Below are 13,374 nucleotides of genomic sequence, written 5' to 3'. Positions count from 1 at the left end.
AAAGTCGTCGATAGTTTTCATATTATTTGTCCCAGGCGGAGCCAACCGCCATCTAGAAACGATATCCCTTAAGTCTGATATCGGCCGAATACGCCGAAAATTCACCCGGTTTCTCGCCAGTACGAAAATCCCTCCCTTGCACGTCACCCAGACACATCGTTTTGGCTCTCGGGGCGCGCTGGATATTCGTTAAAAAGCAGGAACCATTCCTAGTGCGGCTTTGACGTGTCACGGCCTCACCCACTCGCGCCCTTAGTTTATTTTCAGATTGATCATCCTGCGCAAATCAGCGCAGGCATGCTCATATTTCTGGTGAGCCGCTAGAGCCTTCGCTACAAATGTGCCGACTATTTATTGGCGCCCCCAATGTAATGAAGTCAAGCTATCCATCTAAAGTCTTCCGCTATAGAGACCAGGACGGTCATGCCTATCGACAACAATCGAAAAGGAAGCTGACCTCTGCGCGCTGTTCATCCAGGTATTCAACGAGCTAGCCGGCTGGCCCTGCTACCCAGAGGCCAGGCTCGACGTGCTTGTTGTGCACGAAGATGGCCGGCAGATCGGCGTCGGGGCCAAGATGCAGTTGAACTGCCAAAGTAGCTGACCAGCCCCTTCCCAACCTTGGCAAGGACCACTACGGAAGAGCTGGGTCTGATCACCGACTGCTGATCATAAGCAATCACCGATGCCAGTGCTGGCATAGCGAGGATGCTGGTTCGCCTCGGTGTGAGAATAACACTGCCTAGGGGAAACTCAGTCTTCAACGGTGCCCTATTCACTGATGACCGCTTCTACAATCTCGTCGAGGCGAGCAGCAGGACCTCAATGCTCTTTGAGCAGTTGCCGCATGACTTGAGCCCGTCGGAGCGTTGCCCGGTTCCGATCCTAGTTACCCATTTATTGGTCGGCGCTCCCTCTCCGGTTCGCCTAACGCGTTGGAGTGGCGGCCCTTAAGTTCTCGCCCTCCTTTGTAGTCAGGGGGTTATCCACGGTTAAATACATCGCAAGCCACGGTATCGGCACGTCTACTTGAACGCAGGCGCCCGGCAGCGAGCGGCATGGCTCGCCTAAGGGCGTCGTTCGCGGCACCTTGATCGAGACGGAACACATGCCGGCTTTTGATACCGGTCTATACCGCCCGGCCAACTGTGTGCTCTAAGGGCGGAGGCCTGGTTTACAGCCAGGCCGTCGGTAACGCGCTGCTGCGCCACTGGTTCAGCCACTAAATTGCCCGCCGATGGGAGGCACGGTCGCCGTCATCCTCACTGGCGACTTATTCCTCTCGATCAACGATCGAATAATTGGCCAAACGCATCGCATGCCTAGCCACCACCTTGGGCTCGCACAGTTGAGCCAGCGGCTCGGATACGCTGGCGAGCGGAGAACTTAAGCGAGCCAGGGGGTTGTTCTTTCTATCGCTTGGTGCACGGGTAATACGACGTTGAACGTAGCCCCGACCCCGGCCTCGCTGCGCACTGAATGGTGCGGTTATGTTTTTTCACAATGCCGTCCGATGAGGACTATCCTAACCCAGAGCCTTGTCCGATAGGTTTGGTCGTAAAAAATGGGACGAGTAATTTTTCGAGCGCGTCGCGGGGAATGCCGCACCAGGTGTCCGAACTTCGATCTGTGTGGTTTCGCCATCAACGCCGGTGCACAGCGTAAGGTGCCTCGTTCAGGGCCGATCGCCAGATCCGCGTTGGTTTTGCGCGCAGCCTCAACACGATAACCGAATATTGCTGCTCAACACGGCAAGGTGCGCAGCAGCGCGTTGATAGAGAAACTCATTAGCTTCGAACGCTAGAGGATGCCAAATACAACGTCTTAATTACCGTGCCGCCGACGGACCCAGAGTAGTTAGTTTAGAACCTCTGCCCTTCGCAGAAAGTTTTCGATACAACCACCTGGTTTTGTCGTGTTAGGAACTTAACGAGCAGAGTGCCATGCGCGGTGAGCTGGACAATACCTGTATCAAAAAATCATCAGCGGTATGGCGAGCTTCTGGTGAGTTGATATTTTGGAGTCGCACCTTTCGACCGAGGCGATCGAAAGCCAAGACCACCGTTGGTCGGCCCGTCCGATTAGGCAGGCGCAGACATTCAAAAAATAACCGCTCCAGCCGATAGATTAACTGAGAGTTGACACAGATAACCCTGCCTGGAATCCTATGCTCGAAAACATCCCAACTTCCGCCGCTCCCGCTCTGAACCGTACCAGCGTGGCCCTTATTCGCGCCTCTCTACTTAAATTTGCGGGGCTGTTGGTCAGTGTCTTTCTACTCGCTGCCTGTCTGCTTTTCTATGTGGCGCATGACCTTGATACGGTTGAAGAACACGAAGGCATTTTCTACATCAACAAAGCCATAAAGTCGGTGGAGAAACACGTAACTACCACAGTGAAGGACTACGCTTCTTGGGGGGAGGCGTACAAACACCTTCATCAAATGGTGGATGTTGATTGGGCATTTGCTCAAGCGAACATAGGCTCCGGAGTGTACAAAAATTTTGGCTATCAAGGGGTTTTTGTCGTCGATGGCGCAGATCGCACCGTTTATTCGGTGATCAGGGGCGAACTTAAATCAGTCGACATCGCGCAATGGTTAGGACGACCAATCGATGCGCTCCTCAATGAAGCTCGCGCGGCAGCTGGTAAGGAAGCCGCGGTTTCCACTATCGTTAACTTTGGTGGTATACCTGCGGTAGTTGCAGCTTCGGCACTCACGCCCGGTAACGACCTTACCGTTGAAGCGGTTGATGGTCCAGTATCTGTACTGGTTTTCGTCGAGCCGCTTGATAGTGCAAGGCTTCAAGCCATAGGAACCGACTACGGAATCAAAGCGTTACGTATAGTGACTCATGATAAGGTGTCTTCCACGACAGTGCAGTTAGGCGAAGACGGATCCGCTGGCCATTTGCTCTGGGAATTAGAGAAACCTGGCAAAAAGTTGCTGGGTTTCATGTTGCCATTGATAGGCGTGGCGGCTTCTGTAGTATGGCTGATGACTTGGGTCTTATTGCGACGCACAACCTTCGCAGCAAAGACGCTAGAAGATAATTATGCTTCGTTGCAGACCAGCCAAATTGCGCTTATCAAAAGCGAACAGCGTTTTCGCGATGTAGCGGAAGCCAGTTCGGATTGGATATGGGAGATTGACGCTCAAGGCCAATTGAGTTACCTGTCTGAACGATTCGAAGAAATCACAGGCCTCTCTAGAAATGCCTGGATTGGCGCTGACTTAGACAACTTATTACGTTTTGATTCAGCAAAGTTATCCCAATGGTTGAAAATGCCTAAGAGGCATCCCAACACCAGCGTGCAATGCAGCTATATTGATTCGCAAGGACAGGCACGGATTGCTCGGCTTCATGCGAGAGAGATGGTCGACGAGGGATTTCGCGGCACTGCGTGTGACATCACTGATGAGGTCGAAGCCCGAAGACGCATAGATTATCTTTCGCAGCACGATGCCTTGACTGGACTCCCTAACAGGACGCGTTTACAAGCGTTTCTTGATGGCAAACTCAGGGCTGTTTCCACCCGTGAAGCCCCATTGGTCATGTTGTGTCTTGATCTAGACCGTTTCAAGCCGGTAAATGATCTGCTCGGTCATGCTGCTGGCGATCATGTCCTTAACACAGTATCAAAACGATTAGGAGATTGCGTACGGACGGGAGACCTCGTCGCAAGGATTGGTGGCGATGAGTTTGTGCTGATAATCACTGACATGAGTTCCCAAGACGAAATAGACGCGCTGTGTCAGCGCCTTATCCATTCAATCGAAGAACCGATAGCCCTCGGCGCTCAGGAAGTCTTTGTCAGCGCCAGTATCGGTATTGCGATGGCGCCTAACGATGCGTGCGAAGCCGCCCAGCTGATGCGTTATGCTGATATAGCCCTGTACGAAGCCAAGGCCGGCGGTCGCCACACTTGGCGTTTTTATGCAGGCGACATGAACGCCAAAATCATCGAACGTCGCCGGTTGGAGAGCGATTTACGCTACGCCATCAAACATGGAGAATTACGGTTACACTTTCAGCCGCGCGTTCGCATTGTGGATGGCCGGCTGGTAGGGGCCGAAGCCCTGGTGCGCTGGCAACACCCCGTGCATGGATTGGTCTCCCCGGATACCTTTATACCCATCGCCGAAGAATCGGGGCTGATCGTATCGTTGAGTGACTGGGTGCTTACCGCTGCTTGCGAGAGCGCTAACCACTGGCCGAACAATATGTTCGTTTCAATTAATTTATCTTCAACTGAGTTCCGGCGTGGCAACTTAGTGGCACGAGTTCAAAAAGCCCTGTGCGAAACCGGATTTGATCCGACACGGTTAGAGCTGGAGCTGACCGAAAACATCATGTTGGTGGATGCTACGGGAGCCCTCGAGATCATGCGTGCCCTCAAAGGTCTTGGAGTACGCCTGGCGATGGATGATTTTGGCACCGGCTACTCATCACTGAGTTACCTTCGCTCGTTTCCCTTCGATGGCCTCAAAATCGACCGAAGCTTCGTCAACCGGTTGGGTGAAAACGAAAAAGATAAATCCGTTATACAAGCGATAGTAGGGTTGGGCCGGGCATTGTCGTTGACCGTCACCGCGGAAGGAATTGAAACGGCTGAGCAACTGGAACTGCTCAAAGCCGTACTTTGCGACGAAGGCCAGGGTTACTTTCTTAGCCGTCCCCTGGATAGCGAAGCATTCGACTTATGGGTTAGGGACAAGAAGATTGAACAGACAGGCCCACCGATTCCGTCTCACTAGCGTCCTGCGCAAGTACGATTACTTCTGAGAGTGCCTAATGCCGTCAGGCAATCAGGCAAAGCGCCGTAGCGTGTCTTAGCCCCCTATGGCGATGTGCGGCGCTGTTTCGCTGACAAGCGTACAGTTTCAGATTCTTTAAAGGGCACCTGGTGCCCTAGCTGTTGCGCCGCTGGTTTCATGACCGCCCCTGGGCTCGAAAAATAGTCCCCGCTGTCGTCAGTGGCTGGTTCTGTCTTAGGTTCGCTCGCGGCTTCATCAAGCCTGCCCTGGACGGCGAAAATCCGTAAGCGTTTGGCCAACTCTCCTCGAGTAGTTGGGGTATTGCGCAGACTCTCCCATCCAATTGCATGGAATTGACATAAGTGTCCATTCAACACACATGTTGCGTGGTTAAACGCGTGCCCACTTAACTGTTGACTCTGATAGGAATAGGCAATGCTCTAAGACAAACCGGCATAGGTGACCGAGTTTTCGATACATATCATGGCCTCGTCCCTACTTATTGGAAGTCGCCATGAACAGCAGAAAAACCATATTCATCACGGGGGTGAGCAGTGGCTTCGGCAACGCGCTGGCGCAAGAAGCTCTTGCAGCGGGCCACCGTGTCATAGGTACCGTGCGTAGTGAAGCCGCCTTGCGCGCCTTTCAGGCGCTCTCCGTGGATCATGCTCATGGGGTGATTCTGGATATCACTGACTTCGCCCGAATCGACAGCGTAGTAGCTGCTATTGAAGCAACCCACGGCCCAGTCGACGTGTTGGTCAACAACGCCGGCTACGGTCATGAGGGCATCTTTGAAGAGTCGCCGCTGGAGGAAATGCGTCGCCAATTCGACGTCAACGTGTTCGGCGCGGTAGCTGTGACCAAGGCTTTCGTGCCTTATTTTCGCAAGCGTCGCACTGGTCATATTCTTAATATCACTTCTATGGGCGGCACCATCACGATGCCGGGCATCGCGTACTACTGCGGGAGCAAGTTTGCTCTCGAAGGTATCTCCGATACGCTGAGCAAAGAACTGCTACCGTTCAACATCTTCGTGACCGCCGTGGCACCTGGCTCGTTTCGCACTGACTGGGCCGGTCGTTCGATGCAGCGCACCCCACGAAGCATTGCTGACTATGACGCCAGTTTCGACCCGGTACGTAAGGCCCGCGAAGAAAAGAGCGGCAAACAGCTTGGCGACCCGCGAAAAGCGGCGCAAGCGATGTTGCAGGTTATTGCCAGCACGACACCACCGGCACACTTATTATTGGGCAGTGACGCGCTGGGGCTGGTACGTGACAAGCTGAATCGCACGGCCAGGGAGATTGATAAATGGGAAGCGCTGACCCTTACCACCGACGGTTGAGCGACCAGCAGAGGGGGACATCAATGAATCGGGCCGACTCACGCACCTCGCGCATGGTGCATTTGATGGAAACCCTCGCGCCGGTCGAGGGCTACAACCTCAGCGCGCTAGAGGACATCCGCTTTTTGCGTTCGAATCGGCCACTGACTCGCACTCCGGTGCTGTATGACCCGGGTATCGTGATCCTGTGCCAAGGGCGCAAACGTGGCTATCTGGGCGATGACGTATACGTTTATGACGCCCAGCACTATCTAGTGGTGTCCGTCCCAGTTCCTTTCACCATGGAGACCGATGCCAGCGAGGCGCAGCCAATGCTGGCGGTCTACATGCGCCTCGACTTACAAATGGCCAGCGATTTGATACTGCAAATGGATGAAGCTCTCGGGCCAAGTGATGCCCAGCCCAAGGGCATGTATGCCTCGCCAATGGACGATTTGCTGCGCGCCTCGACGCTACGCTTTCTTGAGGCGATGAGCAGTCCGGGCGAAGCGCAAATACTTGGGCCGTCGCTGGTGCGGGAGATCTACTACCGCATCCTAACCGGCGAGCAAGGTGGCTCGATGCGCGCCGCGCTCAATCGCCAGGGTCACTTTGGTAAGGTCACTCGTGCGATCCGCAAGATCCATCGTTGCTACCAGGAGCGCCTGGATGTGGTGTCCCTTGCCCAAGAAGCGAGCATGAGCGTGCCCAATTTTCATCTGCACTTTCGCAGCGTGACGGACTCGTCGCCGATGCAATACCTGAAGTCGACGCGCTTGCACCAGGCGCGATTACTGATGCTACGCAACGCTATGACCGCTTCGACGGCGGCGTTCAATGTAGGCTACGAAAGCGCCTCGCAATTCAGCCGCGAATTCAAACGTTTCTTTGGGCGCACGCCCCAGGCAGAGATCGAATGGATGAAGGCGACCTACGCACTGCCTGCGCCGTCCACGCCATCTATGTACGTCTCGTCACATTAGCGATGAGCCGACCCGCTGCTCCGGCAACCCCAGTACCAGCGCTGTCCGCACCTGCCCAACATACTTTGGGCGGTTGAACGGGCGCCCATTTATGCGGCACCAACTCGGTAATCTCACTTGCCCGCTGCGTCGGCAGCCGCGGCTCAACGGGCATGATCCGTATGCCTACTTGAAGGACGTCCTCACGCGCCTGCCGACGCAGCAGGCCAGTGAGATTTCCGAGTTGCTACCGCACAGATGGACGCGAGCGTAATCAAAAAGCTTAACCGCTACGCGGCAAGCTCAACGTAGCTAGACTCCCCACCTCCAGTAGCGCCCGACAACAAACCCCATACGGACATCAGAGTGGTGCGTCCTGCGTGATCAACGCCTACCGTGCCACGAGACCAGCAAGCAAGAATCTCACCATCCGTAGTTAAGCAATGTTAAAGAAGCTCAATGGTATCGGGGCTAGTCACGCGTCCGACTTGATGACCCATGCGGATCCGGCCACCTTGATAAGCACCCCAATTGGAATCTTCTTCGACATGGTAGTGAAATACTGTGCCGGCACCGGATAGCCCATGGGCGTTACCCGCTACCGTAAATCGGCGATTGTTCAAATGCTCCCTGATTTGAGCAAGGGGGATTTCCATAAAATGTCGCGTCCTCTTAGTCGAAATGTTCCATTACAGTCGTCGATGATCTTAAGCCATTTTGTCGTGCCTGAAGTGAGGTCTACTTGCCTATCCCTGGAGCCGCAACTCACGACGATAAGACGCTAGATGTGTTCACCGCCGGGTTACGCCAATTGTGCATTTCGGCTTCGCCGACTCTCAGGCGATCGAGCAGGCCGCCAGTAGTTGCGCGAAAATCCTGGCAGCTTTGCCATGGTCCACGGTGCATAGCTGGCCAGTTGTTTTGTACCGAAAAAAGCCCATCCACCGGGTCAGACATCACGGCCTGACTGGTTCGTGGTAGATGCCAGCGCCGATAACGGTAAATGCCAACCGCAGACGCATGCCGACGTCTATCACTTCAGTTGGAAACAAAATGCGTATTGACTCGGGCTTCAGTTGTCCATCCGATGCAACTTCTGACCATGGACAAAAGCGGCAACGTAGTCGATCGCTATCCATTGATGGGTTTCGATGACACCGAAGTGTGGCCTATTTGGGCAACGGCCGTATTGCGCTAAGCGACCAAGAACTCCAGCAGTGGGACACCATCACGTTGCCCACCGACAACTTAGGTCGTCAATCCTTCTGGCCAAAGCGACCCTTTTTGGGGACCGTCCCGCTCAAGCAATACAGTTGGGCGTAGGTATCTCGCACAACGGAAAGGCCATGGATGCCCGTGGCCTCTTCCGCTACCGCGGTCAGGCTGACTTAAGCGAGGCCATGTCAATGACGAAACGGTACTTCACGTCGCTCTTGAGCATGCGCTCGTAGGCTTCGTTGATGTTTCGAATGTCGATCATTTCGATGTCCGAGACGATGCCATGCTCGGCGCAAAAATCAAGCATCTCTTGAGTCTCTGCGATACCGCCGATGAGCGAGCCAGCCAGACGACGACGCTTGAAAATAAGGTTGAATACGCTTGGCGACGGGTGCGGGGACTCAGGTGCGCCCACCAATGTCATGGTCGCGTCGCGCCTGAGCAGTGATAGAAATGCGTCGAGATCGTGTGGGGCCGCAACGGTGTTCAGGATGAAATCGAAGCTGTTCGTGTGCGCTTCCATCTCGTCCTTGTTTTTCGACACAACGACTTCGCTGGCACCCAGGCGAAGGGCATCTTCCTTCTTGTTTGGCGAGGTGGTGAACAACACTACATGCGCGCCCATGGCATTGGCGATTTTAACGGCCATGTGGCCTAGACCGCCGAGGCCTACCACGCCGACCTTCTGGCCGGGCCCAACCTTCCACTCGCGCAGCGGCGAGTAAGTCGTAATACCCGCGCACAGCAGCGGGGCCACAGCGGCGAGATCGGCGTCGCGATGAGAAATGCGCAATGCAAATTTCTCGTTAACCACGATGTTGTCCGAGTATCCGCCGAAGGTGTTTTCACTGCCGCCGAACGCATTGCCGTTGTAAGTCCCAACGAAGCCGTTCTCGCAGTATTGTTCCAAACCTTCCCCACAGGACGGGCAGCTCTGGCAGCTATCGACCATACAGCCGACGCCGGCCAAATCGCCAACCTTAAAGGCTTGGACCGAGTCGCCTACAGCTGTAACACGCCCGACAATCTCATGGCCTGGTACGGAGGGATAAATCGTGTCGTTCCATTCATTTCGGGCCGTATGCAGATCCGAATGGCAGACGCCGCAATAGAGAATCTCGATCTTGACGTCGTTCAAGCCTACTGCGCGGCGTGCGAATGTATAGGGCGCGAGTGGTGCGCTCGGGTCAATGGCAGCATAGCCGATGGCGTTGTTCATGAAGAATGGTCCTTTCAGTTGGACGATTGGATGGTCGTTTGGATCGAGACGGTATTGGAACAACGGCTTTCGAATCTTGGGTTGATGGTGCCTCTGAGCGGCCTTTGAAATCCAAAAAGAGCGATGTTCTCGGAGTTCACCATCGGTACCTCCGTGAGCCGGTAGCCAGATTCCCGTCAGAACCCTTCTAGGACGATCTTGCCCTTTGCCTTGCCGCTCTCCAGCAAGGCATGCGCACGACGAAGGTTCTCTGCGCTGATACGCCCGTAGTTTTCGCCAACGGTGGTGCGCAGCACACCCGAATCGATCTGACGCGCCACTTCATTGAGAATGTGGTGCTGCTCCTGCATGTCGTCGGTCTCGTACAGCGAGCGCGTGTACATCAGCTCCCAGTGCAGCGACAGGCTCTTGCGCTTGAGCGGTACGACATCCAGCGTGGCCGGGTCGTCTATCAGACCCAACTTGCCCTGTGGTTTCAGCGATTCGATAATTTGCTCGTAGTGTCGGTCGGTCTGCGTCAGGCTTGCGACAAAGCTGACCTGAGCAATACCGATGCGCTTGAGCTCTTCGCTCAGTGGCTTGGTATGGTCGATCACGTGATGCGCGCCAAGCTCCGTCACCCAAGCCTGGGTTTCAGGGCGCGAAGCCGTGCCAATGACCGTTAACCCGGTGAGCTGACGCGCCAGTTGCGTGAGGATTGAACCCACCCCGCCGGCAGCGCCGATGATCAACAGCGTTTCGCCCCGGTCGGCGGTATCGCGTGTAACGCCGAGGCGATCAAAGAGCAACTCCCAAGCAGTCAGGGACGTCAGGGGCAATGCCGCAGCCTGGGCGAACTTCAGCGACTGTGGCATCGATCCGACAATGCGCTCGTCCACCAGCTGCAATTCACTATTGCTGCCCGGGCGGATCAGCGACCCGGCGTACCAGACCCTGTCACCAGGCTTGAACAGCGTTACGTCGGGACCGACCGACTTGACCACGCCGGCCGCGTCCCAACCGAGTATGCGTGGCTGGCTTTCGTCTGCGTGCGGCACGTAGCCCTGGCGCACTTTAGTATCAACAGGATTGACCGATACGGCCTTAACCTCTACGAGCAAGTCGCGGGGACCCGGCACGGGATCGGGTAGATCGATCTCCACAAGGGCGTCAGGATTCTCGACTGGCAGACATTTGAAGTGTGCGATAGCTTTCATTTTGAGCCCCTCAGGAGACGCGGTACATTTTCGTGACGGAGAATTTTTCTGCTGCGCGTTCGATGATTGGCAGGGCCGTTTGGAAATGCGGTGTCGCCTCGTGCGCAGTCAACGCCGCTTCATCCAGCCACTGCTCGATCATGTGAAATGTGCAAGCCTGCTCGGCATCTTTGTAAAAGTCGTATTGGATGCAGGCCGCTTCGGCGCGGCTGGGGCCTTGCAGTTCCTGTAGCGCCTGCTGGAGCTCAGCTTCGGCACCGGCCTTGGCGACCAGTGTGGCAATCAGTGTTAGGGGAGCTTTCATTAAACCTCCTGTCTAAGTGTGCTTGAATATGAAAGGTGCATCGAGCTGGCATGACCTATTGAAGGTAACCATGCCAGACATGCCGCGAAGACCTAACGTGGATTACAGCGATACAACAATCTTGCCCACCTGGGCATTTGATTCCATGTACCGGTGAGCCTCGGCCATCTGGACGAAGCTGAATGTACGGTCGATCACTGGTCGCAGCTTTCCGCAAGCGAACCCTTCGTTGATGAATTGCTTGGCCCGTTCAAGTTTGTCGCGATCTTGGGTGATCTCGAAAAGCTGGTAACCGCGTAGAGTCAAATGTTTTCCGAGTAGATCCATGACCGAGACTGGGATATCCCGAGTGTCCAAAGCGCCGTACTGGAAGACGATGCCGTGCTTCGCTAGCGCCTTGAGCACCAAGGCCACTTCGGGTCCGCCAACGGGGTCGAAGGCCATGCGAGCGCCATTGCCGCGAGTAATGGCCATGACCTCAGCCATCATGTCCTGCTCGTGGGTCGCGATGACCGACGCCGCCCCTGCCTGAAGCAAGGCTGCGCGCTTTTCGCTGGTGCGGGTCAGCGCCACAGGTACGGCACCCACCATGTTCGCAATCTGGATAGCGGCAAGCCCCACGCTGCTGGACGCCGCACGGATTAGTACAACATCTCCGGCCTTCAGCCCACCGAGTTCGATCAGTGCGCCATAGGCGGTGACAAACTTCATCCAGATGGCCGCCGCCTCGACGAAAGAGAGCGCTTCCGGATGTTTCACTACCGCATGGGCCGGTGCGTTGACCAACTCACCGTACAAGCCGTATTCGTCAAAGGAGAACGCGGGCACTACGCTGACCGCATCGTCAACAGCGAAGCCGACCACACCGGGACCAACTGCAGCCACGGTTCCAGCGGCTTCATAGCCCAGCATGGCGGGAAACCTCGGTTCGATAACATACTCGCCTGTGCGGTACATCACTTCAGCCCGGTTGATGCCGAGCGCTCTGACGTTAATTTGAACCTCGTTCGGGCCGGGAGCCGGCACGTCAACCTCGTCGATCTGGAGAACCTCGGGTCCACCGGTGCGATGAAAGCGTATGACTCGGGACATAGCGTAATCCTCAGCTAACTTTTTGGATGGACCGAGCCATGAGCGGCCAGCGATGTAGCCACCAGTTCACGGCCGTTGGGGCAGCGGGCGATTAGGCCATGACGGCCATACTCGCCCCAACGATCATTTGTAGCGTTCCAGCCAGTGGGCGTAGGGAGCTGGCAAGGTCCAGGCCGCACGCTCTACGCTCAGTTCTTGAGCGGCAAAATAGGACCAATTCGGATTGGCCAGATGTGCTCGTCCGATCATCGCCAAGTCCAGCTGACCGCTCTTGATCGCTTCTTCGGCGACGCTTGGCGTGCCGAAGCCCCATGCCGAAGCCACAGGTATCCCCGCCTCGCGCTTTATACGCTGGGCAACGTCCCCCATGAATCCCGGAGCCCAAGGGATGTTGGTCTCAGCAATTGTGAAACCGATGCTGACGCTCAGTAGATCCAGGCCACCATCTTTGAACCGACGTGTCAGTTCGACAGCCTCGGCCAGGGTCTGTTCGTCCCGACCGTCGTATTCGATGACCCCTAGACGGGCGGTTAGCGGCAAGTGCTCCGGCCAAACCTCACGAACGGCCGCCAGCGTTTCAAGCAGGAAGCGGCAACGGTTGTCGAAACTGCCGCCGTAGGCATCATCACGTTGGTTGGAGTGTTCGGACAGAAACGATTGGGCTAGATAACCATGGGCGAAATGCAGCTCCAGCCATTCGAAGCCAGCGTCACGCGCACGTCCAGCAGCCGCGACGAAATCCTCACGCACGCGGGCAATGTCTTCCAGGGTCATGGCTTTTGGCTGCTTGCCGAGGTGGCCACCGAAGGCAACGGCCGATGGGGCAATGGTCTGCCAGCCGCGCGAGTCGTTATCACCAATATGGTCATCGCCCTCCCATGGACGATTGGCACTCGCCTTGCGCCCCGCGTGGGCAATTTGGAGTCCCGGCACGGAGCCGGCTGCCTTGATCGACTGGACCACCGGTACGAAGGCCTGAGCCAGTTCATCATTCCAAATACCCGCGCAGCCAGGGGTGATTCGCCCTTCGGGCGCTACAGCCGTAGCCTCGACAATCACGAGCCCCGCGCCGCCACGCGCTAGGGAGGCGTAGTGGACACTGTGCCAATCATTGATGAGGCCATCGTTTGACGAATACATGCACATTGGAGGAATCGCGACTCGGTTGCGAAGAGTGATGTCTTTAAGCGTGAGGGGTTGGAATAGCGCAGGCATTGAGGTTTCTCCGGGAATGCGTAGTACCTTTATTCGATAATATTCGAACTATGGTCGTAGAGCAAACCCGTGTATGATTCGT

8 protein-coding genes and 2 pseudogenes are annotated in these 13,374 nt (G+C 55.7%); 4 read left to right on the top strand and 6 right to left on the bottom strand.

What is annotated here, in order from left to right; translation table 11 throughout:
* The first annotated feature begins 2,167 nt into the window (after window positions 1–2,167).
* From J3P90_RS10950 to J3P90_RS10935, 4 genes and pseudogenes are all read left to right on the top strand, one after another.
* Window positions 2,168–4,759: a bifunctional diguanylate cyclase/phosphodiesterase gene (locus J3P90_RS10950; protein ID WP_434676338.1), complete on the top strand. Its 2,592-nt coding sequence runs from the start codon at window positions 2,168–2,170 to the stop codon at window positions 4,757–4,759.
* 514 nt (window positions 4,760–5,273) lie between these two features.
* Complete coding sequence (locus J3P90_RS10945; RefSeq protein ID WP_434676337.1) at window positions 5,274–6,107, top strand: oxidoreductase; 834 nt, start codon at window positions 5,274–5,276, stop codon at window positions 6,105–6,107.
* Window positions 6,108–6,130: 23 nt separating this feature from the next.
* Window positions 6,131–7,069 (top strand): AraC family transcriptional regulator N-terminal domain-containing protein, encoded by a 939-nt coding sequence (locus tag J3P90_RS10940; protein WP_434676336.1) that lies wholly within the window; start codon window positions 6,131–6,133, stop codon window positions 7,067–7,069.
* Window positions 7,070–7,202: 133 nt separating this feature from the next.
* Window positions 7,203–7,322, top strand: a pseudogene (locus J3P90_RS10935) (transposase domain-containing protein); the annotation flags it as partial.
* A 16-nt stretch (window positions 7,323–7,338) separates the two neighbouring features.
* On the opposite strand, the pseudogene J3P90_RS10930 reads toward J3P90_RS10935, so the two are convergent.
* The 6 genes and pseudogenes from J3P90_RS10930 to J3P90_RS10905 form a co-directional block, all read right to left on the bottom strand.
* Window positions 7,339–7,704, bottom strand: a pseudogene (locus J3P90_RS10930) (hypothetical protein).
* Window positions 7,705–8,426: 722 nt separating this feature from the next.
* The gene (locus tag J3P90_RS10925) at window positions 8,427–9,485 is read right to left on the bottom strand and encodes an NAD(P)-dependent alcohol dehydrogenase (protein ID WP_434676335.1); all 1,059 of its coding nucleotides are present in this window, start codon (window positions 9,483–9,485) and stop codon (window positions 8,427–8,429) included.
* 176 nt (window positions 9,486–9,661) lie between these two features.
* Complete coding sequence (locus J3P90_RS10920; RefSeq protein ID WP_434676334.1) at window positions 9,662–10,681, bottom strand: zinc-binding alcohol dehydrogenase family protein; 1,020 nt, start codon at window positions 10,679–10,681, stop codon at window positions 9,662–9,664.
* Between the two features lie 10 nt (window positions 10,682–10,691).
* Entirely contained in the window at window positions 10,692–10,985 is a 294-nt protein-coding gene (locus tag J3P90_RS10915; RefSeq protein WP_434676333.1) for a putative quinol monooxygenase, read from the bottom strand.
* Window positions 10,986–11,087: 102 nt separating this feature from the next.
* The gene (locus tag J3P90_RS10910; protein ID WP_434676332.1) at window positions 11,088–12,077 is read right to left on the bottom strand and encodes a zinc-dependent alcohol dehydrogenase family protein; all 990 of its coding nucleotides are present in this window, start codon (window positions 12,075–12,077) and stop codon (window positions 11,088–11,090) included.
* A 123-nt stretch (window positions 12,078–12,200) separates the two neighbouring features.
* Entirely contained in the window at window positions 12,201–13,292 is a 1,092-nt protein-coding gene (locus J3P90_RS10905; RefSeq protein ID WP_434676331.1) for an NADH:flavin oxidoreductase/NADH oxidase, read from the bottom strand.
* Window positions 13,293–13,374 lie beyond the last annotated feature (82 nt).

This window comes from Pseudomonas sp. D3-10, from assembly GCF_051132175.1.
Lineage (GTDB): Bacteria > Pseudomonadota > Gammaproteobacteria > Pseudomonadales > Pseudomonadaceae > Aquipseudomonas.
Note: the sequence above shows the minus strand (reverse complement) of the source record. Positions and strands in the feature narration are given on the sequence as shown.

What these genes read in the sequence shown, in the direction of transcription:
- J3P90_RS10915 (WP_434676333.1), bottom strand. Translation starts at nt 10,985, where the DNA reads ATGAAAGCTCCCCTAACACTGATTGCCACACTGGTCGCCAAGGCCGGT.
- J3P90_RS10945 (WP_434676337.1), top strand. Translation starts at nt 5,274, where the DNA reads ATGAACAGCAGAAAAACCATATTCATCACGGGGGTGAGCAGTGGCTTC.
- J3P90_RS10940 (WP_434676336.1), top strand. Translation starts at nt 6,131, where the DNA reads ATGAATCGGGCCGACTCACGCACCTCGCGCATGGTGCATTTGATGGAA.
- J3P90_RS10920 (WP_434676334.1), bottom strand. Translation starts at nt 10,681, where the DNA reads ATGAAAGCTATCGCACACTTCAAATGTCTGCCAGTCGAGAATCCTGAC.
- J3P90_RS10910 (WP_434676332.1), bottom strand. Translation starts at nt 12,077, where the DNA reads ATGTCCCGAGTCATACGCTTTCATCGCACCGGTGGACCCGAGGTTCTC.
- J3P90_RS10950 (WP_434676338.1), top strand. Translation starts at nt 2,168, where the DNA reads ATGCTCGAAAACATCCCAACTTCCGCCGCTCCCGCTCTGAACCGTACC.
- J3P90_RS10905 (WP_434676331.1), bottom strand. Translation starts at nt 13,292, where the DNA reads ATGCCTGCGCTATTCCAACCCCTCACGCTTAAAGACATCACTCTTCGC.
- J3P90_RS10925 (WP_434676335.1), bottom strand. Translation starts at nt 9,485, where the DNA reads ATGAACAACGCCATCGGCTATGCTGCCATTGACCCGAGCGCACCACTC.